Annotated in this window: 23 protein-coding genes and 1 pseudogene; 9 read left to right on the top strand and 15 right to left on the bottom strand. The window is 66.6% G+C overall.

All coding sequences use genetic code 11. The features are described 5' to 3' along the window. The 6 genes from AC1DKD_RS29460 to AC1DKD_RS29435 form a co-directional block, all read left to right on the top strand. On the top strand, window positions 1–377 hold a 377-nt coding region (locus tag AC1DKD_RS29460), incomplete at its 5' end, for a hypothetical protein (protein ID WP_477144029.1). A 23-nt stretch (window positions 378–400) separates the two neighbouring features. Beyond that, on the top strand, window positions 401–748 hold the full coding sequence (locus tag AC1DKD_RS29455; protein WP_441633423.1) for an ArsC family reductase: 348 nt from the start codon (window positions 401–403) through the stop codon (window positions 746–748). Between the two features lie 98 nt (window positions 749–846). Continuing rightward, a complete protein-coding gene (gene dapE, locus AC1DKD_RS29450) occupies window positions 847–1998 on the top strand; it encodes a succinyl-diaminopimelate desuccinylase (protein WP_045241502.1) in 1152 nt (383 codons plus the stop codon). Window positions 1999–2046: 48 nt separating this feature from the next. Then, window positions 2047–2940 carry a 50S ribosomal protein L3 N(5)-glutamine methyltransferase gene (gene prmB, locus AC1DKD_RS29445; protein WP_441633421.1) on the top strand — a complete coding sequence of 298 codons (894 nt, stop codon included), beginning with the start codon at window positions 2047–2049 and terminating at the stop codon, window positions 2938–2940. A gap of 325 nt (window positions 2941–3265) precedes the next feature. Continuing rightward, a complete protein-coding gene (locus AC1DKD_RS29440; protein ID WP_441633419.1) occupies window positions 3266–4609 on the top strand; it encodes an NHL repeat-containing protein in 1344 nt (447 codons plus the stop codon). Next, window positions 4557–5030 (top strand): hypothetical protein, encoded by a 474-nt coding sequence (locus tag AC1DKD_RS29435; protein WP_441633417.1) that lies wholly within the window; start codon window positions 4557–4559, stop codon window positions 5028–5030. The genes AC1DKD_RS29440 and AC1DKD_RS29435 overlap by 53 nt, the downstream gene beginning before the upstream one ends. Here AC1DKD_RS29435 and AC1DKD_RS29430 read toward each other — a convergent pair. From AC1DKD_RS29430 to AC1DKD_RS29385, 10 genes and pseudogenes are all read right to left on the bottom strand, one after another. Then, the gene (locus tag AC1DKD_RS29430) at window positions 4949–6028 is read right to left on the bottom strand and encodes a M14 family metallopeptidase (RefSeq protein ID WP_441633415.1); all 1080 of its coding nucleotides are present in this window, start codon (window positions 6026–6028) and stop codon (window positions 4949–4951) included. The genes AC1DKD_RS29435 and AC1DKD_RS29430 overlap by 82 nt on opposite strands. Before the next feature lie 95 nt (window positions 6029–6123). Continuing rightward, window positions 6124–6975, bottom strand: coding sequence for a hypothetical protein (locus tag AC1DKD_RS29425; protein WP_477144028.1), 852 nt, complete (start codon window positions 6973–6975; stop codon window positions 6124–6126). Between the two features lie 169 nt (window positions 6976–7144). Beyond that, window positions 7145–7957 carry a M55 family metallopeptidase gene (locus AC1DKD_RS29420; protein ID WP_441633411.1) on the bottom strand — a complete coding sequence of 271 codons (813 nt, stop codon included), beginning with the start codon at window positions 7955–7957 and terminating at the stop codon, window positions 7145–7147. 13 nt (window positions 7958–7970) lie between these two features. After that, entirely contained in the window at window positions 7971–9038 is a 1068-nt protein-coding gene (locus tag AC1DKD_RS29415) for a DmpA family aminopeptidase (protein WP_477144027.1), read from the bottom strand. A 13-nt stretch (window positions 9039–9051) separates the two neighbouring features. After that, window positions 9052–9969 carry a glutathione ABC transporter permease GsiD gene (gene gsiD / locus AC1DKD_RS29410; protein WP_441633407.1) on the bottom strand — a complete coding sequence of 306 codons (918 nt, stop codon included), beginning with the start codon at window positions 9967–9969 and terminating at the stop codon, window positions 9052–9054. 11 nt (window positions 9970–9980) lie between these two features. After that, complete coding sequence (gsiC, locus tag AC1DKD_RS29405) at window positions 9981–10901, bottom strand: glutathione ABC transporter permease GsiC (RefSeq protein ID WP_441633405.1); 921 nt, start codon at window positions 10899–10901, stop codon at window positions 9981–9983. Window positions 10902–11060: 159 nt separating this feature from the next. After that, window positions 11061–12321 (bottom strand): annotated as a pseudogene (locus tag AC1DKD_RS29400) (ABC transporter substrate-binding protein). 38 nt (window positions 12322–12359) lie between these two features. Further along, on the bottom strand, window positions 12360–14249 hold the full coding sequence (locus tag AC1DKD_RS29395) for a dipeptide ABC transporter ATP-binding protein (RefSeq protein ID WP_477144026.1): 1890 nt from the start codon (window positions 14247–14249) through the stop codon (window positions 12360–12362). A 78-nt stretch (window positions 14250–14327) separates the two neighbouring features. Continuing rightward, complete coding sequence (locus tag AC1DKD_RS29390) at window positions 14328–15281, bottom strand: isoaspartyl peptidase/L-asparaginase family protein (protein ID WP_477144025.1); 954 nt, start codon at window positions 15279–15281, stop codon at window positions 14328–14330. Between the two features lie 5 nt (window positions 15282–15286). Then, on the bottom strand, window positions 15287–16291 hold the full coding sequence (locus tag AC1DKD_RS29385) for a MurR/RpiR family transcriptional regulator (protein ID WP_477144030.1): 1005 nt from the start codon (window positions 16289–16291) through the stop codon (window positions 15287–15289). A gap of 353 nt (window positions 16292–16644) precedes the next feature. Between AC1DKD_RS29385 and AC1DKD_RS29380 the strand changes: the two genes are divergently transcribed. Next, entirely contained in the window at window positions 16645–18591 is a 1947-nt protein-coding gene (locus tag AC1DKD_RS29380; RefSeq protein ID WP_477144024.1) for an ATP-binding cassette domain-containing protein, read from the top strand. A gap of 72 nt (window positions 18592–18663) precedes the next feature. On the opposite strand, the gene AC1DKD_RS29375 is transcribed toward AC1DKD_RS29380, so the two are convergent. The 5 genes from AC1DKD_RS29375 to alr form a co-directional block, all read right to left on the bottom strand. Further along, entirely contained in the window at window positions 18664–19149 is a 486-nt protein-coding gene (locus tag AC1DKD_RS29375) for a disulfide bond formation protein B (RefSeq protein ID WP_441633398.1), read from the bottom strand. A 307-nt stretch (window positions 19150–19456) separates the two neighbouring features. Next, window positions 19457–20068 (bottom strand): GNAT family N-acetyltransferase, encoded by a 612-nt coding sequence (locus tag AC1DKD_RS29370; protein WP_441633396.1) that lies wholly within the window; start codon window positions 20066–20068, stop codon window positions 19457–19459. A 19-nt stretch (window positions 20069–20087) separates the two neighbouring features. After that, window positions 20088–20663 carry a hypothetical protein gene (locus AC1DKD_RS29365; protein WP_441633394.1) on the bottom strand — a complete coding sequence of 192 codons (576 nt, stop codon included), beginning with the start codon at window positions 20661–20663 and terminating at the stop codon, window positions 20088–20090. Window positions 20664–20742: 79 nt separating this feature from the next. Then, on the bottom strand, window positions 20743–22104 hold the full coding sequence (gene radA, locus AC1DKD_RS29360) for a DNA repair protein RadA (RefSeq protein WP_035864940.1): 1362 nt from the start codon (window positions 22102–22104) through the stop codon (window positions 20743–20745). Window positions 22105–22255: 151 nt separating this feature from the next. Next, a complete protein-coding gene (gene alr / locus AC1DKD_RS29355; RefSeq protein WP_441633390.1) occupies window positions 22256–23371 on the bottom strand; it encodes an alanine racemase in 1116 nt (371 codons plus the stop codon). Window positions 23372–23803: 432 nt separating this feature from the next. Here alr and lplT point away from each other — a divergent pair, with 432 nt between their 5' ends. Then, the gene (lplT, locus tag AC1DKD_RS29350; protein WP_477102498.1) at window positions 23804–25123 is read left to right on the top strand and encodes a lysophospholipid transporter LplT; all 1320 of its coding nucleotides are present in this window, start codon (window positions 23804–23806) and stop codon (window positions 25121–25123) included. Between the two features lie 79 nt (window positions 25124–25202). Then, window positions 25203–26288, top strand: coding sequence for an IS630 family transposase (locus AC1DKD_RS29345; RefSeq protein WP_441637754.1), 1086 nt, complete (start codon window positions 25203–25205; stop codon window positions 26286–26288). Window position 26289 lies beyond the last annotated feature (1 nt).

Below are 26289 nucleotides of genomic sequence, written 5' to 3'. Positions count from 1 at the left end.
CCCTTCGCAAGCGACTCATGGCCCTGGACCCGACCACCGTCACCACCGTTCTTTCGCTGTTGCCCACGATCCTCGAACAGGCCAACAAGACCATCGAGAAGCTCAAGAAAGGCAAGCGCAAGGATGGCRGCACCGACATGCCCGGCCCGGACTCGCGCGATGCGGCCGCCCGCATCGCCGACCTGGAAAACGCCGCCATGCAGCAGGCCGAGGCCGTCAAGCTGCTGGCCGAGCAACACGCCATCACCATCGAGGCCCTGCGCCGCGAGGCCGCGCGGCTGGACCRCCGGCTGCGCCTGATGACCGCGGTGGCCATGGCCGGTTTCGCGCTGGGCCTCGCCGGCCTGGTGGTCGCCCTCAACCTCTTGCTGCGCTAGCCCCGGCTGGCCCCGAATTCGCCATGACTGTCCTGCTATACGGCATTCCCAACTGCGATACCGTCAAGAAAGCCCGCACCTGGCTCGAAGCCAACGGCGTGGACTACACCTTCCACGACTTCAAGAAGCAAGGCGTGGACGAAGCCATGCTGCGGGGCTGGCTCGCGCATGTGCCGCTGGCGAGCCTGCTCAACCGCAAGGGCACGACCTGGCGCGCGCTGTCGGACGCCGACAAGGCCCGCGCCGAGCAGGAAGCCGGCGCGATTGCGCTGATGCAGCAAAGCCCTTCGCTGATCAAGCGTCCTGTGCTGGCCCACAAGGGCAGCGTCAGCGTGGGGTTTTCGCCGGATAATTACGCAAGCCTCTTTTAAGCCCGATGGCAGCGCCAGGACATGCGCGCTGCCAGGATGCAAGATTCGAACAATGCACCCCGCCGGATTCCGGCGCCACGTGCCTCCTCGCTGCCACCATGAACCCCACACTCGCCCTCACCGAAGACCTGATCCGCCGCCGCTCCGTCACGCCCGCCGATGAAGGCTGCCAGGCCGTGCTGGAGACACGCCTGAAGGCGCTCGGCTTTGCCTGCGAAGCCATCGTCAGCGGCCCGGACGATTTCCGCGTGACCAACCTGTGGGCCGTCAAGCGCGGCACGCGCGGGCAGGACGGCAAGCTGCTGGCCTTCGCCGGCCACACCGACGTGGTGCCCACCGGCCCGCTGGAGCAATGGGGCTCGGACCCCTTCCTGCCCTCCCACCGCGACGGCAAGCTGTACGGCCGCGGCGCCGCCGACATGAAGACCTCGATCGCGGGCTTCGTAGTGGCCGTGGAAGAATTCGTCAAGGCGCATCCGGATCACGCCGGCTCCATCGCGTTCCTGATCACCAGCGACGAGGAAGGCCCCGCGCACGACGGCACCGTCAAGGTGGTCGAAGCGCTGAAGGCGCGCGGCGAGCGGCTTGATTACTGCGTGATCGGCGAGCCCACCTCGGTCGACACGCTCGGCGACATGGTCAAGAACGGCCGCCGCGGCTCGCTCTCGGGCAAGCTCACCGTGAAGGGCGTGCAAGGCCATATCGCCTACCCGCACCTGGCGAAGAACCCCATCCATCTGGCCGCGCCCGCGCTGGCCGAACTGGTCGGCGAGCGCTGGGACGAGGGCAATGAGTACTTCCCGCCGACCACCTGGCAGATGTCGAATATCCACGCTGGCACCGGCGCCACCAACGTGATTCCCGGCCACGTCACCATCGACTTCAACTTCCGCTTTTCCACCGCCAGCACGCCCGAGGGCCTGAAGGCGCGCGTGCATGCGATCCTGGACCGCCACCAGCTCGAATACGACCTGGCCTGGACCCTGGGTGGCGAGCCCTTCCTGACCGCGCGCGGCGATCTCTCCGATGCGCTGGCCGGTGCCATCGCGGCGGAAACGGGCGTCAAGACCGAACTGTCCACCACCGGCGGCACCTCGGATGGCCGCTTTATCGCCAAGATCTGCCCGCAGGTGATCGAGTTCGGGCCACCCAATGCAAGCATCCACAAGATCGACGAGCACGTGGAAGTGCGCTTTATCGAACCCCTGAAGAACATCTACCGCGGCGTGCTGGAACGTCTGATCGCCTGACCGCCTGATCACGTTATTGCCCGAACACCCGGATACAAGAAAGAACCCATGGCCACACCCTCCCCCCTGCGCACTGTGCGCGACCTGCTGCGCCTGGCGGTCTCGCGCTTCACCCAAGCCAAGCTGTCTTTTGGCCACGGCAGCGCCAACGCCTACGACGAAGCCGCCTACCTGGTCCTGCACACGCTGCACCTGCCGCTGGACACGCTCGACCCCTTCCTCGACGCGCGCCTGCTGCCCGAGGAAGTCGAGGCCGTGCTGAACGTCATCGAGCGCCGCGTCACCGAACGCGTGCCCGCGGCCTACATTACCAACGAGGCCTTCATGCATGGCCTGCGCTTCTACGTGGATGCGCGCGTGATCGTGCCGCGCAGCTTCATTGGTGAACTGCTGCAGGAAGGACTGGAACCCTGGGTGGGCGACAGCGCCGAAATTGGCCCTGTGCTGGAACTGTGCACCGGTTCCGGCTGCCTGCCCATCATCGCCGCGCATGTCTGGCCGAAGGCCCGCATCGATGCGGTCGACATCTCGCCGGACGCGCTGGCTGTGGCTCGCCGCAATGTGGCGGACTACAAGATGGAAGACCGCATCAGCCTGTATGAGGGCGACCTGTACGCACCGCTGCCCGCGGGCGCCAAATACGATGTGATTCTCACCAACCCGCCCTACGTCAACGAAACCTCCATGCAAGCGCTGCCGGCCGAATACCAGGCCGAGCCGCGCATCGCGCTGGCTGGTGGCGACGACGGCATGGACGTGGTCCGCCGCATCATCGCCGGCGCCAAGGCGCACCTGAACCCCGGCGGGGCGCTGGTGGTGGAGATTGGCAACGAGCATGCCAACGTGGAAGCGGCATTCCCCGACCTGGAGATCGTCTGGCTGCCGGTCAGCGCCGGCGAGGAGCAGGTGTTCCTGCTGACCTATGAAGCGCTGCCTGGTTGAAGGCTTGCTCAAGACACGGCCGCGGATTCCTGCGGTCTTTTTCTTCCCGGCACCAGCGGCGCTGCCGTTTTCGACGGCTCCGCGCGGTTTTGACTGATCAAGCCGGCGGAGGCGACAACCAGCCTGACATGGTGGGGCGGTGTCAGTTTTTGTCAGTTTTGCTGTGATGCATTTGGATAGGATCGCTGTCGTTATCGACACCTGATTCCTATCCGCCATGCGTCATAAAGCCCATCGCACCCGTTGCGAGACCAACCCCGAAGTCCCGCGACACCAGCAAGCCCTTTCTCCCGCATACAGCAAACTGGCGCTCCCGTCCTGCCTGATGTTGACGCTTGCCCTGCTGGCCGGCTGCGGCGGGGATGGTTCCTCCACAACCGCCAGCCCGTCTTCCACTGGTCCGACTAGTCCCGCTCCCACGCCGCAACCGACCTACTCCATCGGCGGCAGCGTCTCCGGCCTGGCCGACGGGACCCCGATCACGCTGCTCGACAATGGCAGCGATGCGCTGATGGTGAAAGCCAGCGGCCCCTTTACCTTTGCCACGCCGATCGCCTTTAACGCCAGCTATGCGGTGACGCTGGGCACCCAGCCGCTGTGGCATTTCTGCGCCGTCGGCAATGGCAGCGGCACGGCCACGGCCAATGTGACCAACGTGGCCATCGCCTGCCCGCAGGCGCTGGCGCAAGTCACCACCGTGGCGGGCACCACCACCCCAGGCTCGGCCAACGGCGTCGGCTCCGCCGCGTCGTTCGACTTCCCGTTCGGCGCGGCGGTGGACGCCAGCGGCTACCTCTATGTGGCCGATAGAAGCAACAACATGATCCGCAAGATCTCGCCCGCGGGCGTGGTCACCACCCTGGCCGGCTCCGGCGCCACAGGCAGCGCCGACGGCACCGGCTCCGCCGCGTCGTTCAACACCCCGGTCGGCATGGCAGTGGACGGCAATGGCAACGTGTACGTGGCCGAGACGGTAGGCAACGTGGTCCGCAAGATCTCGCCCGCGGGCGTGGTCACCACCCTGGCCGGTTCCGGCGCGTCAGGCTACGCCGACGGCACCGGCTCCGCCGCGTCGTTCCACACCCCGGCCGGCCTGGCGGTGGATGCCGCTGGCAACCTCTATTTGGCCGATTCAGGCAACCACATGATCCGCAGGATCTCGCCCGCTGGCGTGGTCACCACCCTGGCCGGCTCCGCCGCATCAGGCCACGCCGACGGCACCGGCTCCGCCGCGTCGTTCAAAAATCCGGCTGCCGTGGCGGTGGACGCGGGCGGCAACCTTTACGTGGCCGATATGGGCAACCATATGATCCGCAAAGTCTCGCCCGCTGGCGCCGTCACCACCCTGGCCGGCTCCACCGCCTCGGGCTTCGCCGACGGCACCGGCTCCGCCGCGTCGTTCAACGGTCCTTACGGCATCGCGGTTGACGCCATCGGCCACGTCTACGTGGCCGATACGTTCAACAGCGCAATCCGCAGGATCTCGCCCGCCGGCGTGGTCACCACCCTGGCCGGATCCCCCACCTCGGGCCAGGCCGATGGCACCGGCTCCGCCGCGTCGTTCAGGAACCCGACCGCCGTCGCGGTCGACGCTGGCGGCAGCGTCTATGTGAGCGATGCGAACAACAACATGGTCCGCAAGATCACGCCAGTCCGCGCGCCACAGTGACCGCATCGCACGCGTGACCACACGATCCGCTGGATCACTCCCGCTGACGTGGTCACCACCCTGGCTCGGCTCCGGCACCGGAGGCCGAGCCGATGGCGCCGGGCCGGCCGCATCGTTCAGGAGCCCGCCTGGCATAGCGGTGGACACCGGCGGCAACCTTTACGTGGCCGATACGGGCAACTATATGAGCGCAAGATCGCGCAGGTTCAACTGCCCCGGTAACCGGCGTTACGTCTGGCCTTTTTCGGATTCCTACAGGCTCGCCGAAAGAGTCCTTGGCAGGGATCAGCGACCGGCAGCCGCCGCGCCGTATGGCAAGGCGGTTCCGCGGCCACCCCCTCACCACCCCGCCAATCCCTTCAGCACGGCCTCCCTGACCTGCTCCACGACGCTCTCGCGCCAGTCATCGGTATCCCCGTAGAAGGCATGCCACATCGCCTGCCGGATCAGGTTCCGCTGGCCTTCGTCCGCCTCCGGATGCAGGTGCAGCCAATGATCGCCACGTAATGCCTCCAGGACCTCGGTGACAGGCAAGGTGCCGAACTCAAGTGCGATGCCGTTGTACGCCAGCGTCGGCAACGTCTCCGGCGCGGCCATCCAGGCCATGCCGTTGAGATTGGCCGATGCCGACGAGCCGTCGTAGATCGAAGTGACATTGCTGCCCCAGATGGCGCGCGCCTCGCCGATTTCCTCTTCGCGGTCCGGACCCATATAGATAGGCTCGCCGTAGCCCCAAGGCCCCAGACCGGTATGCAGGTCGATCCAGCGCAAGGCTTCGCGCCCGGCACCGAAGCGCGCCAGGATGCGGCGCAGCGTGTAGTTGCTCCACGTTGCCTTGTTGCCGCCGAAGAACAGCCCTTCGGGCGCCTGATACTGGCCGGCGCTCACCGCCGCCTGGTACCAGGACAAGCCCTTCTCGGCCACGGTCTTCATCAGCGCCGCCTGGGCGGCCTCGGAAGGCGGCCACTGCTCGGGCAACAGCATGGGCGCCACTTCGGCGTATGGCGCGTTCTCCGGCAACGGCCTGGTGAAATCCATGAAATTGCGGTTGAGGTCGACATTGTCCTCATTGACGCGCCGCATATGCGAGAAGCCGTAGGGATTGACCGCATGCACCATCAGCAGCGCCACGCCGGCATCGGCGCACGCCTGCAGCAACGCGGCGTCGCCCAGCATGGCGACCTGCGCCCCTGAACCGCAGAAACCCTCCACGCCATGCATGCCCGAAGTCACCATCAGGAAGCGCCTGGCCTCGGCGTCGCCGACCCAGGCCACATCCATGGCGAGTTCCTCGCCGGCACTGCCGCGCTTGGTGGGATGGGGAAAATCGGTCAGCGTGGCGCCGGCGGCATGGGCAGCATCGCGGAATTTCTGCCTGGCTTCGGCATAGCTGCGGGAAAAGCTGGTGTGCAGGGACATGACAGCAGATTTCGCGCTTGGCGAGGAGTGAGGGTGCCGCTATTAAACGCCAACTTGCCTGCCAATGCCATCCGAAGCCACCCGAAGCCGGCCAGCTAGCCCTTGGCGCCCCTGGCGCCCCTGACACTCTTGACACCCTTGGCATCCTTAATGCCTTTAGCGTCGTCGGGATCCGCCTGCGGGGCCTCGCGAAGCAACAGGGAGCGAAACGCATGTGGATGCATCTGGATGCCCGCGGCAGCGATCTGTGCGGCGGACAGCACCAAGTGCCGCGCCAGCCAGTCATGGATGCTGCGCAGGAACCTGCGCTGTTCCAGCCGGTTGGATTCCCTGATCACGCGCTCCAGCTTGACGTGGGCGGTGTAGACATCGAGCAGGTTGATGCTCTTGAGCTTGGGTGGAGTGGCCGCGCTGCGCTCGATGGCGAGGATGCGCCTGACCTGGGCATCCGGCAGTTCGCCGCTTTGCAGATAGGCCTGGTAGACCTCTTCCAGCGCCGGRAASCGCACSGTSGGCTGYACGCGKGGSACRSCGGCCACCTTCTCCATGCGCAGGACCAGGTAGCGGATGGCGGCCGCGCGACGCAGCGCGGCATCGCCAGCCTTGCCGCCACGTCCGCCGCCGGCAACGGCCCGCGCGCGCACCACGGCGGGGGTAGGCGCCTCGAATTCCTCGTTGTCCGCGGCAGTGGGCTCGGGCACGGGCTGGCCTGCATCCCGCTCCGTGTAGTCGGGAACCAGGTCGAGCAAGCCCGGTTCGGCCAGCACGGCACGCGCGCAGGCTTCGCCGAAGGGGTGCTCGTGGCCCTGCGCGTCACGCAGGATATAGGCCTGCCCGTTGCCGAAGCCGTGATGCCGGCCACGGCCGACATGCTGCCGGCAGCGCGTGCCGGGTTCGACGAAATCCTTGCATACGGGCGTCCAGCTCCCGTCGTTGACTGCGATCATGAATCTGCGTGTGCCTGCGGTTGCCCGCGCTTGCCGGTCCGGGCCGGCGCGCTGCGTGGTGGATGCTACGCGATGCTGCGGGATGCTGCGAACGGCCCGCCACCCGCGGCGCGCCACCCGCTATTGTCCACCATCGCGCCAGCGCCGGCCATGCAGGCTGGCCAATGCCCTACTTCAGCATGAACGACATCGCCGACAGGCAGTTCAGCATGCGCACGGCCGCCTGCACCGAGGCAGCCTCGAACACCAGCGTGACACCGTCCATGCGCTCCAGCGTTGGCCACTGGCAAAACAGGTCGGCGAACGCCGGGCTCTGGGTCTGCAGGCGGCAACGGATCGGGCCTTCGATCTTCAGGGGGCGCCCGTCCGCATTGCGCACCGCCAGTTCGGCGGCCGCCGCGATGGCCTCGCGCGAGGCGGCAGGCGACAGCGTGGTGCCGCTGCCGTTGCCGCCGGCTTCCTTGGTCTGCACATAGCGCACCCACGGCATCAGCGGGCGGGTTTCATCCACGAAGACATCGTCGCCGCTGGCCATCAGCACCGGCACGCCGAATTCGCCCGCCAGCGCGCCGTACAGGCCGGCCTCGCCCAGTTCCTGCCCGTTGAGCCAGATACGGGCGAACGCGCCGCTGTTGATGGTGTGCGCCAGGATGCCGCGGCTCTGCGCGCGGCCGTGGTAGCCGATCATGAAGACGCCGTCGCAGTCCTGCACGCCGGCCATCATGCCCAGGTAGCGCGGCTTGCCCAACACCAGCCGCGCGCGCGGGTCGAGCTGGTCGGGGAGCAGGTTGCGAAAGCCACCGTGCGAATCGTTGACCAGCACATCGCTCGCRCCGCCCGCGAAGGCGCCCTGGACGGCGGCATTGGCCTCTGCCGTCATCCAGGCGCGGGCGCGTTCGTACTCGCCGTTGCCGGCACGCGTCTGCTCGGGATGGAAAACCCCGGCTACGCCTTCGATGTCGGTGGAAATCAGGATCTTCATAGCTTGTGGAGATTCAGTTCGTCGGTGCCGCGCGCTGCRGCCATTGCGGCAGCCCGGGCATCAGTTCGCGCAACGCGACACRCTGGTGTCCATCACGGCCATGCACGGTTTCCGCCTGCCACAGCGCATGCAGGATGGCCTGCTCGACGCTGTCGGCGGCGGCATGGAACAGCGCGTCGAGCCCGGTTTCATGCAGCATGGCCAGCGCCGGCATGGGCGTGCCGGCTTGCTGGGGCACGGTGTAGGCGGTGGAAAAAGCGAGCGCGATGTCGCCCGAGCCGTGGCCGAATACCGAGCCGGTACGCGCCAGGCCCGCGCCCGCGCGTAGCGAAAGGCGGCGCAACTGGCGGGCGTCGAGCGGCGCGTCGGTGGCCAGGATCATGATGATCGAGCCCTTCTCCGGCCCGGACTCCGCCGGCGCTTGCGTATGCGCCTGGAGCCGTTCGGCCAGCACGCCGCCAAGGCGCGCGCCGGCCACGGTGAAATTGGGCAAGGTGCCGAAGTTCGCCTGCACCAGCACGCCCACATGGTATTCGCCCACCTGGCGGGACGCGGAGCCGATGCCGCCTTTCAGCCCGAACGACGACATGCCACGCCCTGCCCCGACAGCGCCCTGCGCGAAATCCACGCTGGCCGCGGCGCAAGCCTGCGCATAGTGCGCCTCCTGCACAGCCATGGCCTGTATGTCGTTCAGGTAGCCGTCGTTGCACTCGAACACCAGCGGGTTGACCGTGGGCCAGGCGCGGCCGATCTCCGGGTTGGCCGCGATCGCCTGCCGGATCTGCGCCTGCGACAGCGCGCCCACGGCAAAGGTGTTGCTCAGCGCGATGGGCGTCTCCAGCACGCCGAGCTCTTCCACCTGCACCAGGCCCACGCTCTTGCCGAAGCCATTGAGCACGGTCGCGGCGGCCGGCACCTTGTCGGTAAACAAGTTGCCGCTATGCGGCAGCACCACCGTCACGCCGGTCTGGCAGGCGCCGTCGGCCAGCGTGCATTGGCCCACCGTCACCCCCGGCACGTCGGTGATGCTGTTGCGCGCGCCGGCTGGCAACGCGCCGATATGCGGCATGCATGCGGACATCTGCGTGCGTTCCTTAGCGCCGGTCGATCTTCGGATCCAGCGCGTCGCGCAGCCCGTCGCCCAGCAGGTTGAACGCCAGCACGGTCAGGAAAATGGCAAGGCTGGGGAAGATCGCCACGTGCGGCGCGGTCACCATGTCGGCGCGGGCTTCGTTGAGCATCGCGCCCCACTCCGGCGTGGGCGGCTGCGCGCCGAGCCCGAGGAAAGACAGGCTGGCCGCGGTGATGATCGAGGTGCCGATACGCATCGAGAAATACACCACGATGGACGAGATGGTGCCCGGCAGGATGTGCCGCATCAGGATGGTGAAGTCGGACGCGCCGATGCTGCGCGCGGCTTCCACATAGGTCAGGCGCTTGAGCATCAGCGTATTGCCGCGCACCAGGCGGGCAAAGGCCGGGATGCTGAACACCGCCACCGCGAAGATCACGTTGGTCATGCCGTTGCCGAGGATGGCGACGATGCCGATCGCCAGCAGGATGCCGGGGAAAGCGAACAGGACGTCGGAGATGCGCATCACGATGCGGTCCCACCAACCCTCGTAGTAACCGGCCAGCAAACCCAGCACGGTACCGACGATGGCGCCGATGATGACCGAGAAGAAGCCGGCCGCCAGCGAGATGCGGGCGCCGGCCAGGATGCGGCTGAAAATATCGCGTCCGAGCGAATCGACGCCGAACCAATGCGCGGCGGAGGGGCCGGCATTGAGCGCGTCATAGTCGAAGAAATTCTCCGGGTCGTAAGGCACCAGGTGCGGCGCGAGGACCGCCACCGCCACCAGCAGCAGCACGAACACGCCGGCGCCGAGCGCCAGGTGCTGCTTGCGGAATTTGCGCCAGAACTCGGTCCAGGGCGTACGCACGGCTTCTTGCGTGGCGGCTGCGGCCGGGATGGCGGTGTCGCCGTTGGCGGGCGTGGAAAGCTGGGTCATGCCGGCCTCACTTACTTGTAACGAATGGCGGGGTTGATGACGGTGTACAACACGTCGACCACCAGGTTGATCAGGATGAACTCGAGCGAGAACAGCAGCACCTCGGCCTGGATGACCGGGTAGTCGCGCATCTCGACCGCGTCCACCAGCAGGCGTCCGAGGCCAGGCCAGTTGAACACCTTCTCCACCACGATCGAGCCGCCCAGCAGGAAGCCGAACTGCAGGCCCATCATGGTGACCACCGGAATCATGGCGTTGCGCAGGCAGTGCTTGGCCACCACCAGGAACTCGCCCACGCCCTTGGCCCGCGCGGTGCGCACGAAATCCTCGTTCAGCACTTCGACGAAGGAGGCGCGGGTGAAGCGGGCCATCACGGCGGCCACCGCGGCGCCCAGCGTGATGGACGGCAAGATGTAGTGCTTCCAGGTATCGGCGCCGATCGACGGCAGCCAGCCCAGTTGCACCGAGAACACTTCCATCAGCAGCATGCCGAGCGCGAAGGCGGGAAAGGAAATGCCCGACACCGCCAGCGTCATGCCGAAACGGTCGGGCCAGCGATTGCGCCAGACCGCCGAACTGATCCCGATCACCATGCCGAAGATTACTGCCCACACCATCGAGGCCAGCGTCAGGTACAGCGTCGGCTTGAAGCGGTCGCCGATTTCCTCGCTGACCGGGCGCTTGGTGCGCAGCGAATTGCCGAACTCCCAGCGCAGCGCGTTCGAGAAGAAGTTCACGAACTGCTCGGGCAGCGGCTTGTCCAGGCCGAGATCGCGGCGTACCAGTTCCACCGTGGTCTGGTCAGCCTCGGGGCCGGCCGCGAGCCGGGCGGGATCGCCCGGCAACAGGTGGACGAACAGGAACACCAGCACTGCCACGATCAGCAATGTGGGGATCACGCCCAGGAATCGTTTAAGAAAGTAGTTCAGCATGAAGCACCGGATGATTAGAGACCGCGGGCCGCCCGCCCTGCCCCCGCATCTGTGGGCAGGCGGCCGTGCACGGCTTACTGCGCTGTACCGCCAAGCGATGGCTGAGAGCGTGGCGCCTGCTTGTGGGACGCGCCACGCGTCGTGCCGATACGCTTACTCTTACTGCTTGATATCGATCTCGTCGAAGCTGAACGAACCGTCGGGCATCACGTAGGCGCCGGTCAGGCGCTTGGCGCGCGCGAACAGCACCTTCTCGGTCACCAGGAAGGCCCAGGGCGCATCCTTCCAGATGTGTTCCTGCGCATCCTTGTACAGGCGGGCCTTCTCGCCGCGGTCGGTGGTGCGCAGCGCGCCGGCGATGTCGGCGTCGACCTGGTCGTTCTTGTAGTAGGCGGTGTTCAGCAGCTTGGGCGGCATCGACTCGGAAGCCAGCAGCGGGCGCAGCGCCCAGTCCGACTCGCCGGTCGACGACGACCAACCCACGTAGTACATGCGCACGCCGGCGTCTTCCGGCTTCTGCACGCTCTCCACCTTCTCCACGCGCTGGCCGGCTTCGAGCGCCTGCACCTGCGCCTTGATGCCGACCTGCTGCAACTGCTGCTGCACGAACTGGATCACCTTCTGCGCGGTGGTGTGGTTGTAGGCGGACCACAGCGTGGTCTCGAAGCCGTTCGGGTAGCCGGCTTCCTYCAGCAGCGCGCGCGCCTTGGCCGGGTCATACGGCCACGGGCCCAGCTTCTCGGCCCACCACCGGCTTCCAGGTGATGGTGTCGATCTTGGGATAGCCGGTCTTCCAGAAGCCGGCGAACTTCTTGCCCTTCAGGTGATCGGGCTGCTTCCACTCGACGAACTCGAACGGGCCGGTGCCGACCGGGTGGAAGGCGATGTCCTTGCCGTACTTCTGCAGCGCGGCGGGCGAGATCATCACGGCGGACGGGTGGGCCAGCACGTTGATGAACGGCGAGAACGGCTCCTTCAGCGTGACCTTGACGGTGTTGGCGTCGACCACGTCGGTCTTGGCCACGCGGTTGAACAGCGTGTAGCGCTTGAGCTTGTTGGCCGGRTYGGTSACGCGGTCSARGTTGGCCTTGACKGCGGYGGCRTCGAAGGTGGTGCCGTCGTGGAACTTGACGTTCTTCTTCAGCTTGATGGTGTACGTCAGGCCGTCCTTGCTGGCTTCATAGCTCTCGGCCAGCACGTTGATCAGCTTCATGTCCTTGTCGAAGCCGAACAGGCCCTGGTAGAAGGACTTGGCGGCGGCTTGCGACAGCGTGTCGTTGGCGTCGTACGGGTCGAGCGTGGTGAAGGTGGAATACACCGCCATCACGGCATCCTTGGCGGCAAAGGCGGGACCTGCGCCTAGCGCGGCCAGGGCCAGGCCACCGGCGATCAGCTTCGAAGGGACCAAACGGGACATCATCGATTCTCCTTGGGAAATTCTTCGGTTCATGCTTAGGTTCAATAAGCGCCGCCAATGGCGTGCCGGGCTACAAAATGATGGGAAGCGGCATTGCCGCCAACCGCCACCAGGGGCTGAACCAGCGGCTCGTCGCCGAGCGCGCGGATCGGGCTGGGCATCTCGTCCGAGAGCGGCTCGCGCTTGAGGTGGCGGCGCGCCGGATCGGCGATCGGCACGGCCGACATCAGCTTCCTGGTGTACGGGTGCTGCGGGTTCTCGAAGATCGCGCGGCGCGGGCCGATCTCGACGATCTGGCCCAGGTACATCACCGCCACGCGGTGGCTCACACGCTCCACCACCGCCATGTCGTGCGAGATAAACAGGAAGGCGATGCCCAGTTCGCGCTGCAGGTCGAGCATCAGGTTGACGATCTGCGCCTGGATGGAGACATCGAGCGCGGAGACCGATTCGTCGGCCACCACCACCTTCGGGTTGAGCGCCAGGGCGCGGGCAATGCAGATGCGCTGGCGCTGGCCGCCCGAGAACTCATGCGGATAGCGCGAGGCATGCGCCGCAGGCAGGCCGACCTTCTCCAGCAGCCACGCCACCCGTTGCTCGGCCTCCTTGCCGCTGGCGACCTTGTGCACCAGCAGCGGCTCCATGATGGAGTAGCCCACCGGCACGCGCGGATCGAGCGAGGCGAACGGGTCCTGGAAGATGAACTGGATATTGCGGCGCAGGGTCTGCAGGGCGCCGCCGCGCATCTGGCTGATGTYCTGSCCGKYGAACTCGATSGTGCCGCTCTGGSYGTCSACCAGRCGCAGCAGCGAGCGSCCSGTGGTGGACTTGCCGCARCCGGACTCACCCACCAGCGCCAGCGTCTCGCCGGGGTAGAGGTCGAAGCTCACCCGCTCCACCGCATGCACGCGGCGCGCCACGCGGCCCAGCAGGCCGCCCGGCACGTCGAAGCGGGTCACCAGGTCGCGCACGCGCAGGATGGGCGAGGCGTGCGCCGGCACCGTGTCCTGCGGCACCGGCGCCACCGGCTCGCCCTCTTCCAGTTGCACCAGCGGGAACTTGGCCGGCCAGTCGGTGCCACGCATGGCGCCCAGCTTGGGCACGGCGGACAGCAGGGCGCGGGTGTACGGATGCGCCGGCTTGCCGAACACCTGTTCGGACGTGCCCTCCTCCACCTTCTCACCGCGGAACATCACCAGCACGCGGTCGGCCACTTCCGCCACCACGCCCATGTCGTGGGTGATGAAGACCACGGCCATGTCCATCTCGGCCTGCAGGTTGCGGATCAATTGCAGGATCTCGGCCTGGATGGTTACGTCGAGCGCCGTGGTGGGCTCGTCGGCAATCAGCAGCGCCGGCTTGCACGACAGCGCCATGGCGATCATCACGCGCTGGCGCATGCCGCCGGAGAGCTGGTGCGGGAAGCGGTCCAGCACGCGGCGCGCTTCGGGAATGCGCACGATCTCCAGCATGCGCAGCGCTTCGGCGCGCGCCTCGGCGCGGCTCTTGCCCTGGTGCAGGCGGATCGATTCGGCAATCTGCTCGCCGACCGGGAACACCGGGTTGAGCGAGGTCATCGGCTCCTGGAAGATCATCGCCACGTCGCTGCCGCGCACGCCGCGCATGGTGGCGCCGTCGGCCGTGGCGAGATCGAGCACCGCGCCATTGCGGCGGCGCAGCGCCATGCTGCCGCTGGCGATCTTGCCGCCGCCGTGTTCCACCAGGCGCATCAGCGCGAGGGAGGTCACCGACTTGCCCGAGCCCGATTCGCCCACCACGGCCAGCGTTTCGCCGCGATCGACGTGGAAGGACAGGTTGCGCACCGCGTCCACCGTGCGCTCCGAGGTGGAGAAACGCACGCTGAGATCGTTGACGGAAACCACCCGTTGCGGTGGCAGGACGATGGTCGACTTGGAAGAGGATGCAGCCACTGGGCCCCCTTAGTGCCTAGGTTGATGCTTTGCTTGATGCTTTGCCTGGTGCGGTGCGGATGCCGTGCCCTGGCACGCTCACCCGTAGATCCACACGTTGGCCGCTTCGCCCACCCGGGCGAAACCGCGGTACATGCCTTCGGTATTGAAGGGCAGCGTGACGTTGCCTTCGCGGTCCACCGCGATCAGGCCGCCGCGGCCATGGATGGCGGGCAGCTTGTCCATCACCACCCGGCGCGCGGCTTCCTCCAGCGGCAGGCCGGCGTAGCGCATCTGCGCCGCCACGTCGTAGGCGGCCACCGTGCGGATGAACATTTCGCCGGTACCGGTGGTGGAAACCGCGGCCACGTCGTCAGCAAAGCAGCCGGCGCCGACGATGGGCGTATCGCCCACCCGGCCCACCTGCTTGTTGGTAACGCCCCCGGTTGAGGTCGCCGCGGCAAGGCGCCCTTGCGCGTCGAACGCAACGGCGCCTACCGTGCCGAACTTGTTGTCCGGGTCGATCGGCTCGGCGGCCAGCGTGGCGGCATCGTGGTCCAGCAGGGTCATGCCGCTGGCTGCGCGGGCGCGTTCCCACTGATCGGTGYGCGCCTGCGTGAAGTAGTAGCCGGGCGTGACAAGCTCCAGGCCCTGCGCTTGCGCAAATGACTCTGCGCCCTCGCCGGCGAACAGCACATGCTCGCTCTTTTCCATGACCGCGCGCGCGGCCAGCACCGGATTGCGCAGCCGCTTGACACAGGCCACGGCGCCGGCGCCCAGCGTGGCGCCGTCCATGATGGCGGCGTCCAGCTCATAGGTACCGGCGTGGGTCAGCACGGCGCCCTTGCCCGCATTGAACAGCGGGCAATCCTCAAGCAGGCGCACGGCCTCGGTCACGGCGTCGAGCGCGCTGCCGCCATCGGCCAGCACACGCTGGCCGGCTTCAAGCACGGCGCTGAGCGCGGCGGTGTATTCGGCCTCCTTGGCGGGGTTCATGGCGGCACGGGTGATGGTGCCGGCGCCGCCGTGGATGGCGATGACTGGGGTGTTCATTGGATTCACGATGCGTTCGGGGTAGTGTTCTTGCGGCGTGCCGGGGCACGCCTGGCGCGGCCTTCGGCAGCCTCGYCCTGGCGCGGCTCGCGCGCGTCGCGCCCTTGTCCGGGCGGGGCGCCGTGCAGCCACGGCAGCAGGAACTCGGTCATCTCGGCGGCCGCCTTCACGGCGTGCGCGGCGCGGTAGGCCACGGCGCCGCACAGCGCTTCGATGTAGGCAAGCACCGCGGCGTCCGAGTTGGCGGAAAGCTGGCGGCCGGTATGCGCATACAGCGCGATATCGGCGAGCGACGCCAGCGGCGAGGTGGGCGCGTCGGTCAGCGCCAGGATGCGCGCGCCACGCGAGCGGGCGCGCCGGGCAATGGTCACGGTGTCGTACACGTAGCGCGGGAAACCGATCACGATCAGCAGGTCGCTGCGCTGCAGCTTGAACAACTGGCGCGCGGCGGTGGACGCGCCACCGGCACCGGATACCGAAATCACCGTGCGGCAGGACATGTCCAGCCCATGTTGCAACAACCCGGCGAGAAAGCCGCTGGCGCCGAAGCCCACCACAAAGATGCGCTCGGCAGCCAGGATGGCCTCCACCGCGCGTTCGCAGGTCTCGGCGTCAAGCGCGCGGCGCGAGGCTTCCAGGTTGCGCACGTCCTCTTCCAGCGAGGCGGCGAACACTTCGGCCACCGTGGCCGGACGCGCCAGTTCGGTGCGTAGTTTCTCAACGGGTGCAAGAGTGGCTTCGAAACCGCGCACCAGTTCGGCGCGAAATTGCGGAAAGCCCTCGAATCCCAGCGCACGCGCGAAGCGATTGGCGGTGGCCACGGACACCTCCACGGCATCGGCGAATTCGTCGATACGCATGGTGGCGGCACGGAACGGGTTGCCCAGCACGTACTCCGCCATGCGCTGGTGCGCCGGCGTCAGCGTGGGCAGGGCGCGGGCAATACGCTCCGTGATTGAAGCGTTGCCATTGCCACCGTTACCGCCATTGCCACCGTCAGGGGCAGTCATGCCGGGAGAGCCTTGGGTACCGTTGGACATGGCGCGCGCCTTTGGTTGGTTGGAGATGCGCGCGCCGGAAACCAGGCCTTCATCCGGTGCGCATCGATGTAAATAAATTTACACGCAAAGCGCGTGCCATGAAAATAGAGTTTTACCAGCCCAAGGGTTTTCACCTATGACCGCTATCGGCCGGCCTGGCACCGTGCGGCGCGCAATCCACATTGATGAAGGGCTGGCGCAGCGCGTTGCGCGTTCCGGAGGTATCGGCATACGAAGCGGCTACAATGCCGGGTTGCCCCGTGCCATGCCGGGGCCGGATTGACCGAACGCCCAGACCCGCCCTTCTCCAGCCTCTCCCTCCCGTGATCCGAATCGACCAGCTAGTCCTCCAGCGCGGCACCAAGGTGCTGTTCGACCACACCAGCGTGACGCTGAACCCCGGCGAGCGCGTCGGCCTTGTCGGCGCCAACGGCAGCGGCAAGTCGACCTTGTTCGCCATGCTGCGCGGCGAGTTGCAGGCGGACGGCGGCGACGTGGCGATCCCGCCGCAGTGGCGCACCGCCCATGTGGCGCAGGAAACCCCGGCCGTGATGCGCAGCGCGGTGGAATACGTCATCGACGGCGACACCCAGCTGCGCGATATCGAAGCGCGCATCGCCGCGGCCCAGGCCAGCGGCGACGGCACCGCGGAGGGCGACGCCCACGCGGCGTTTGCCGACGCCGATGGCTACACCGCGCCGGCGCGCGCCGAAGCGCTGCTGCTGGGCCTGGGCTTCACGCTGCCGCAGGTGTCGCAGCCGGTGGCCTCCTTCTCGGGCGGCTGGCGCATGCGGCTGAACCTGGCGCAGGCGCTGATGTGCCCGTCCGACCTGCTGCTGCTAGACGAACCCACCAATCACCTGGATCTGGATGCCATCGTCTGGCTGGAAGACTGGCTGGCGCGCTATCCCGGCACGCTGGTGATGATTTCCCACGATCGCGAGTTCCTCGATGCGATCTGCAACGTCACGGTGCATATCGAGAACCAGCAGCTGCGCCGCTACGGCGGCAACTACAGCCAGTTCGAGACGCTGCGCCTGCAGCAGATGGCCTTGCAACAGTCCGCCTACTCGCGCCAGCAAAAGGAAATCGCCCACCTCGAGTCCTTCATCACCCGCTTCAAGGCCAAGGCCAGCAAGGCGCGCCAGGCACAGAGCCGGGTCAAGGCGCTGGAGAAGATGGAGCGGCTGGCGCCGGTGCATATCGCCGCGGGCTTTGCCTTCGAGTTCCGCGAGCCGGATTCGGCGCCCAACCCGATGATGGTGCTGGAAGGCGTGGACTGCGGCTACCCCGCCCCCGCGCCGGACGCGCCGCCCGTGACCATCCTGCATAACCTCACGCTATCGATCCAGACCGGCCAGCGCATCGGCCTGCTGGGCGCCAACGGCCAGGGCAAGTCGACGCTGGTGAAGACGCTGGCCGGCTCGCAGGAAGCGCTGGCCGGCACGCTGCGCCTGGGCAAGGGGCTGCAGATCGGCTATTTCGCCCAGCACCAGCTGGAAACGCTGCGCGACCAGGACTCGCCGYTGCAGCACCTGGCGCGGCTCGCGCCGGACACGCGCGAGCAGGAGCTGCGCGACTTCCTCGGCAGCTTCAATTTCCGCGGCGACATGGCCACCGCATCGATCGAGCCGTTCTCCGGAGGCGAGAAGGCACGCCTGGCGCTGTCGCTGATCGTCTGGCAGAAGCCCAACCTGCTGCTGCTCGACGAACCGACCAACCACCTGGACCTCGACACCCGCGAAGCACTCACCATGGCGCTGGCGCAGTTCGAGGGCACGCTGATCGTGGTCTCGCACGACCGGCACCTGCTGCGCGCCACCACCGACCAGTTCATCCTGGTAGCGGACGGCACCATCMRWCCMTTCGAYGGCGACCTGGACGACTAYCGYGACTGGCTGCTSCAGCAAGCCGCCGCCAAGCGCAACGCGGCCAGCGCCTCGCACGCGCCGGCGGACGGCGATGCCTCGGCCACATCGAACGCCAACCGCCGCGACCAGCGCCGCGCCGAAGCGGACGAGCGCCAGCGCCTGACGCAGTTGCGCAAGCCGCTGACCAAGGAACTGGAAAAGGTGGAGAAGCGCATGGCCGTGCTGCAACAGGCCAAGACCGAGATCGACGCCTTCATGGCCGACGAGACCAGTTATGCGGAAGCCAACAAGGCCAGGCTGATGGAGATGCTCAAGCGCCAGGGCGAAGTCGGCGGCGAGCTGGACACGCTGGAGGAGCGCTGGCTCGAACTGCAGGAGCAGATCGAACAGATCGTGTAAGCCTGCGAGGGATGCCGGGGGCGCCAGCCCCCGGGAAGCGCGCGCCGGCAGCAGCCGGCCGCGCCAGGCAGATCAGCGGAAGTTTTTCTCGCGCCGGATCATGCCCACCGCCAGCGTGGCGGTCAGGATAAACAGCCAGATCAGCGACCACGCCGGGATCGACAGGCCGAAGATCGGGGGCAGCGGCGTGGTGCACATGCCATCCGAGAAGAACACCTGCGGCAGGACCTTGGCCGTGGGCAACCGGTTGACCCAGTTCTCCAGCGGATCGATGCCGCAGCTGGCCTTGGGATTCAGCAACAGCGACACGTGATAGCCCGCCACCGCGATGCCAGCCACACCGGACAGCATGCCCAACCCTTGCCACAGGCTGCGCGTGTTCTGCGCGATGGCGGCCAGCAGCGAGAACAGGCCGATTGCCACGAAGGCAAAACGCTGCATCACGCACAGCGGGCACGGCTGGTACCCCTCGACATGCTGCAGGTAGAGGGCATAGCCGACCAGCCCGAAGGAAATCGCGGCGATCAGCAGAAAGAAACTACGGGAATTGGCTTGCATGGCTCACTAGCAAAAAAATGGCCGGGCGGCACCCGTCGAAGCGCTAGACAGGCACCGCGAGGCCCTCCATCGGTGCGCCGGACGGCGTTGCCGTCCGCGCAATACGAGGCACATTATTACCGATTTTGCGAAAGACGCCCCCACAATCCCGCGCGACGGGCCCGACGCCGCTTGCGGCGGATTGACGCAGGCCACGCGGCGCGCAGGGCCACGCTCAGGCGCCCGCAAAACAGGCTGGCGCATGGCTCGCGCAAGGCGGGTGGAAACCGCCACAGTAAGCGGCCAGCCTCCCGCGAGCGCGCCGCCGTCAGGGTGCGCGGACGTTGCCGGACAGCGATTGCCAGCGCTGCGCTGACATGCGGTACAGCCAGTGCAACAGCAGCGGGCTGTCTTGCGCGAGCGCAGGGTGCTCGAAGGTGCCGTCCGCCACCATGCCCAGCCGCTCCATCACGGCGCGGGAACGCACATTGGGCAGCGCGGTGAACGAGACGATCTCCGCCAGCGCCAGCCGCCCGAAGCCAAATTGCAGCGCTGCCCGCGCCGCCTCCGCGGCATAGCCCTGCCCCCAGTGCGCCCGCGCCAGGCGCCAGCCGATTTCCACGCAGGGGGAGAACGGCAGCGTCGCGGCAGGCTCATGCAGGCCGACGAAGCCGATAAAGGCACCATCCTCCTTGCGCTCGACCGCCCAGAAGCCCCAGCCGCGCGCCGCGATCAGCGACTGGCAACGCAACGCCGTGGCGTCGCTGGCGGCGCGGTCCAGCGGCGCCGGAAAGCACGCCATCACCACCGGATCGGCATTGAGCGCGGCAAAGGGCGCGAAATCCGCCTCGCGCCACTGGCGCAAGCGCAGGCGGGCAGTGTCCAGGACGACCGGCTCATTACCGGCCGCGCCTGACAGGGAAGTCTGTCGATCGGGCATGTTGACGATATCTCCCGGCTTAGCGCGCGGCCGCGCCCTGCCCGGCCTGGCTGCGCTCGTAGGCTTTCAGCGCCTGCGCGTCCTGATGGCTGACGAGCTCGCAAATCAACAGTGTCTTGCCCGGCAGCGCGGCGCTTTCGCGCGCCACGATGGAAACGGTGCCGAGACTGGGCAGGGGCTGCTGAGCGGCCGGCAGAGCGCGGGCAAAACCCTTGGTGGCGGTGCCCAGCAAGGTCGAAGTCTCTTGCTTGAGCTGGTAGCGCGCGGCCAGCGCTTCGGCCTGCTGGCCCTGCACCAGCACACCCACCGACGTACCGGCGAATATCACTTCATCGCTAGCGAAGCCGTCCTGCGCGATGGGCAGCGGCAGCTTGTAGATGGCCGCGCCCAGCCTGGACAGATCCGGCTTGGCGAGCTTCTCGGCGGCCTCGTAGAGCGCGGTGGCGGCCTTGGTCGTGTAGGCCGGCTTGCACAGCGCCGCGTCGAAGAACGGCCTGGCGCCATCGGCTGCGGCTGCAGCCGCGTGCAGCAATGCTGCGCCGCAGCCGATCGCGGCGATCATGCCGTGGCGGCGATGGACGTTGAAAATGCGCATGGATGAACTCCGATTGAAAAAGTGCTTCGGAATATACCCAAAATTGCCACTGGAGGGGGTCGGGAAAGGGCTGGCGCCCTCACTCCAGGTGCCGGACCCGGTCGATTGCCTGTTCCAGCCGCTCCACCGCCATCACCTCCAGCCCGTCGATCTTCTGCTTGGGCGCATTGGCCTTGGGAATCACCGCCATCGAGAAGCCAAGCTTGGCCGCTTCGCGCAAGCGTTCCTGCCCGCGCGGGCTGGGACGGATCTCGCCGGCCAGGCCGACTTCGCCGAAGACCACCAGCCCGCGCGGCAGCGGCTTGTTGCGCATGGAGGAATGGATAGCCAGCAGCACCGCCAGGTCGGCCGCCGGCTCGGAGATCTTGACCCCGCCCACGGCGTTGAGAAACACGTCCTGGTCGAAGCAGGCAATGCCGGCATGGCGGTGCAACACCGCCAGCAGCATGGCCAGCCGGTTCTGCTCCAGCCCCACGGCCAGGCGCCGGGGATTCGGCACGTGCGCGGTATCCACCAGCGCCTGTACCTCCACCAGCAGCGGCCGCGTGCCCTCCTGCGTCACCAGCACGCAGGAGCCGGGCACCACCTGCTCGTGCTGCGACAGGAACAGCGCGGAGGGATTGCTGACGCCGCGCAGGCCACGCTCGGTCATGGCGAACACGCCCAGCTCGTTGACCGCGCCGAAGCGGTTCTTGAAGGCGCGGATCAGGCGGTGCGAGGAATGCGTGTCGCCCTCGAAATACAAAACGGTATCGACGATATGCTCCAGCACGCGCGGGCCGGCCAGGCTGCCGTCCTTGGTCACGTGCCCGACCAGGATGATGGTGGTACCCGTGCTCTTGGCGATGCGGGTGAGCTGGGCCGCGCACTCGCGCACCTGGGCCACCGAGCCGGGCGCCGAGGTCAGCGCCTCCGAGAACAAGGTCTGGATCGAATCGATCACCGCCACCTCGGGCTTCTCCGCCTCCAGCGTGGCCTGGATCTTTTCCAGCTGGATCTCAGCCAGCAGCGCCAGGTGCGGACTGTCAACGCCGAGGCGCTGCGCGCGCAACGCAATCTGCGCGCCGGACTCCTCGCCGCTGACGTACAGCACGCGCCGCTCAGCGGCCAGGTTGGCCAGCGCCTGCAACAGCAGGGTGGACTTGCCGATGCCGGGATCGCCGCCGATCAGCACCACGCCGCCGGAAACCAGGCCGCCGCCCAGCACGCGGTCGAACTCATCGATGCCGCTGGAGAAACGCGGCACGTCGGCGGCGTCGATTTCCGACAGGCGCTGCACCATCGCGGAAGCCGCCAGCGGCTGGAAGCGCTTGGCCGAGCCGGTTTCCGCCACGGTCTCCACCAGGGTGTTCCATTGCTGGCACTGCGGGCACTGGCCTTGCCAGCGTGGCGAGGTGCCGCCGCATTCGGTGCAGGTGTAGACGTTCTTGGGCTTGGCCAACTGGAGTCCTCGGGAATGGGGGGATGTGGCGGGTACACGCACGTGGGTGAGCCGCGCCTTCAATGCGGAGCACATGCGCGGCCCGGAGCCGCCCCGGCCTGCCCGCGAACGGACCGGCCGGGCTGGATGTGGCAGCGCTCCGCGCGGCCGCTCAGGCCAGTGCAGGCTGCTCGGGCGCGGTCAGCGTCGCCACAGTCACCGGCACGCGGAGCGACAGCGCGCACATCAGCTCGTAGCCCACGGTACCGCTGGCGGCGGCGACGTCGTCGATCGGCAAGCCCTGGCCCCACAGGGTCACGGGACTGCCCACCTTGGCCTTGGGGCAAGGGGTCAGGTCGACGCAGATCATATCCATGGAGACCCGGCCCACCAGACGGGTGCGCACGCCGTCGACCAGCACCGGCGCCGGGTTGTCGCCCCAGCCCGCCGCATGCCGAGGATAGCCGTCGGCATAGCCGCAGGCCACCACGCCGATGCGCATCGGCCGCTCGGCCTTGAACAGCGAACCGTAGCCAACGGTATCGCCCGGCTGGAGGTCCTGTATCGAGATCAGCTCGCTGTGCAGCGACATGGCCGGCTGCAGGCCGAAGCTGGACACATCGGCCGCCTGGCCCGAGGGCGATGCGCCGTACAGCACCACCCCTGGCCGGACCCAGGCGCGGTGGGCCTGCGGATGCCACAGCGTGGCGGCGGAGTTGGACAAGCTGGCCTCGCCCGGCAGGTTCGCGGTGGTGGCGTCGAACACTTCCATCTGGTGCGCGATGCCGCGCGCGCTGTCGGCGTCCGAGAAATGGGTCATATGCACGATACTGCCCACGCATGAGAGGGTTCGCGCACGCTCCCAGGCGGTCCGGTATTGCTCCGGGCGGAAGCCCAGGCGGTTCATGCCGGTATTGAGCTTGAGCTGGATCGCCAGCGGACCCTTGGGCCGCGCCACTTCCAGCATGCGGAGTTGTTCGTCGCAGTGCACCACGGTGGTGAGGCGGTACTGCTCCAGCAGGGCCACATCCTGCGGCTGGAAGAAGCCCTCCAGCAGCAGGATCGGGCCCTGCCAGCCCAGCTCGCGCAACAGCACGGCTTCGTTCAGGTCGAGCAGGCCGAAACCGTCGGCGGCGCGCAGGCCGGCGAAAGCACGGCGGATGCCGTGGCCATAGGCGTTGGCCTTGATCACGGCCCAGACCCGCGACTGGGGTGCGCAACGGCGCACAACGTCCAGGTTGTTGGCCAGGGCCGGTTGGTGAATGACGGCGTGAATGGGTCTTGGCATGAGATCGCTTCTAGAGGCTTGCGGCGCGGTGGCGCGGCAGGGATCCTGGCTGTCTGGCCTGAATGCCCCCGCCCGATGGTTGCACCATATCCGGGAAGACCCGGTACGCGCGGCACGTTGCACAGACGTTATTTGAACACATTAGAGCAAACATTTAGGGAATCGCGGCGCGCTTGCGTTGTCCAACCGGCGGCCCGTGGATGCTCGGAATCGCCTTATTTTCGTGTTATAAAGCCGGACGTTCCGGCCATGTTTTAAAAGTGATGCAATATGTCAAACACGGTCAGGCAAACTGCGCGGCACTCCCGGGGTTGGCACGAGCATCACTTTGACAACGACGCGGGCCCAGGTTCCCTACAGGCAACAACGGCGCCGAGCGGCGCGCTGGTGCCAGTCACGTACGGTAATAGCGATGGAGATAGAGTCCAAAGTATGAAGAAGGGTTTTTATACCATCATGGCGGCGCAGTTCTTCTCATCGCTGGCCGACAATGCGCTGCTCATCGCCGCCATCGCCCTTCTCACCGAACTGCATTCCCCGCAGTGGATGACCCCGCTGCTCAAGTTGTTCTTCGTGCTCTCCTACGTCGTGCTGGCCGCCTTCGTGGGCGCCTTCGCGGACTCCATGCCCAAGGGCAAGGTGATGTTCATCACGAACACCATCAAGATCGGCGGTTGCGCCATCATGATGTTCGGGCTGCACCCGCTGCTGGCCTATGGCATCGTCGGATTCGGCGCGGCGGCCTACTCGCCCGCCAAGTACGGCATCCTCACCGAACTGCTCCCCCCCGAAAAGCTGGTGGCCGCCAATGGCTGGATCGAAGGCCTGACCGTGGGCTCGATCATCCTCGGCACCGTGGTGGGTGGCGCGCTGATCTCGGTGCACATCTCGCAACTTCTGCTGGGCATCGACGTACCCGGCGTCAATACCGGCATCAATACGCCGGCCGAGGCTGCGATGGTGGTGATCATGCTGTTCTACGTGATCGCAGCCATCTTCAACCTGTTCATTCCCGAGACCGGCGCGCGTTACCCGCAGCAGGAAAAGAACCCGATCAAGCTGATTGCCGAATTCGCCGACTGCTTTACCGCGCTGTGGCGCGACAAGCTGGGCCAGATCTCGCTGGCCGTGACCACGCTGTTCTGGGGCGCCGGCGCCACGCTGCAGTTCATCGTGTTGAAATGGGCAGAGAAGTCGCTCAGCCTGAACCTCTCGCAAGGCGCGCTGCTGCAGGCCGTGGTGGCAGTGGGCGTCGCGGTCGGCGCGATCATGGCGGCCATGCGCATTCCCCTGCGCAAGTCGCTGTCGGTGCTGCCCTTCGGCGTGGCGATGGGCGTGGTGGTGATGCTGATGGCCTTCTACACCAAGAACAGCATGCCCGACATTACGTTCCAGTTCTTCGGCATGCACATGCCGTTGTACATGGCCATCGCCTACGTGTTCCTGATGCTGGTGGGCGGCATGTCCGGCTACTTCGTGGTGCCGATGAACGCGCTGCTGCAGCACCGCGGGCACGTGCTGCTATCGGCCGGGCACTCGATTGCCGTGCAGAACTTCAACGAGAACGTTTCCGTGCTGCTGATGCTGTGCCTGTACGCATTGCTGATCAAGCTCAATGTGCCCATCGGCATCGTCATCGTCGCGTTCGGCATTTTTGTCTGCGTGACCATGCTGCTGGTGATGCGCCAGCACCGCTACAACGTGCGGACCTTCAATTCGCTGGCCATGATCGGCGAAGACAAGCACCACTAGTGTCCCGCGTCAGAAGTTCCTTGCATTATTGACGCCACGTTGTAGTCTGCGTTGAAGGCACGCAAACGGCGAGGCGGTGATGAGAGGAAGACCAAAGGCGGAACTCGTGTTGAATGAGGTCGAACGTGAGCAACTCAAAGCGCTGACGATGCGGCGCAAGACCGCACAAGCGTTGGCTTTACGCGCGCGCATTGTGCTGGCTAGCGCTGAAGGCTTGGACAACAAGGCCGTCGCGGCAAAGCAGCGTGTCACTCAGCAAACCGTATCGAAATGGCGTGCGCGATTCGTGGCGCATCGGCTCGATGGACTGCTCGATGCGCCGCGCCCAGGGACACCGAGGTCCATCGATGATGCACAGGTGGACGCGGTTATTGCCAAGACGCTCGAATCCGTGCCAGCCAACGGCACCCACTGGAGCACGCGCAGTATGGCTCGCGCGGCGAATCTATCTCCGTCGACCGTGACGCGCATCTGGCGTGCCTTTGGACTGCAGCCACATCGACAGGAGACCTTCAAGCTCTCCACCGACCCATTATTCGTGGAGAAGGTGCGCGATATCGTGGGGTTGTACCTCGACCCACCGCTCAAAGCCATGGTGTTGTGCGTTGACGAGAAGAGCCAGATTCAAGCACTGGACCGCACGCAGCCCATCCTGCCGCTGGCGCCAGGSATCCCCGAGCGACGCACACACGACTACATGCGCCATGGCACGACAACGTTGTTCGCCGCGCTGGACATCGCCACAGGAAAGGTTATCGGTGAACTGCATCGCAGACATCGCAGCAGTGAGTTCCTGCAGTTTCTACGCACGATCGAAGCCAACGTGCCACCGAACCTCGACGTGCATCTCGTCATGGACAACTACGGCACGCACAAGACGCCGTCGATCAAGGCTTGGTTCGCTCGCCATCCGCGCTTCCATGTTCATTTCACACCGACCTCCGCCTCATGGATCAATCAGGTGGAACGCTGGTTTGCAGCCATCACGGAACAATACATCCGCCGCGGCACGCATCGATCAACTCGACAACTTGAGCAAGCCATCCAAAAATATCTCGACCTGAACAACGCCAACCCCACGCCTTTCGTGTGGACGAAGTCCGCCGATGACATCCTCGCCAGCATCAGGCGATTTTGTCTGCGAATATCTGACGCAGGACACTAGC

The organism is Cupriavidus sp. 05T313 (assembly GCF_056396665.1).
Note: the sequence above shows the minus strand (reverse complement) of the source record. Positions and strands in the feature narration are given on the sequence as shown.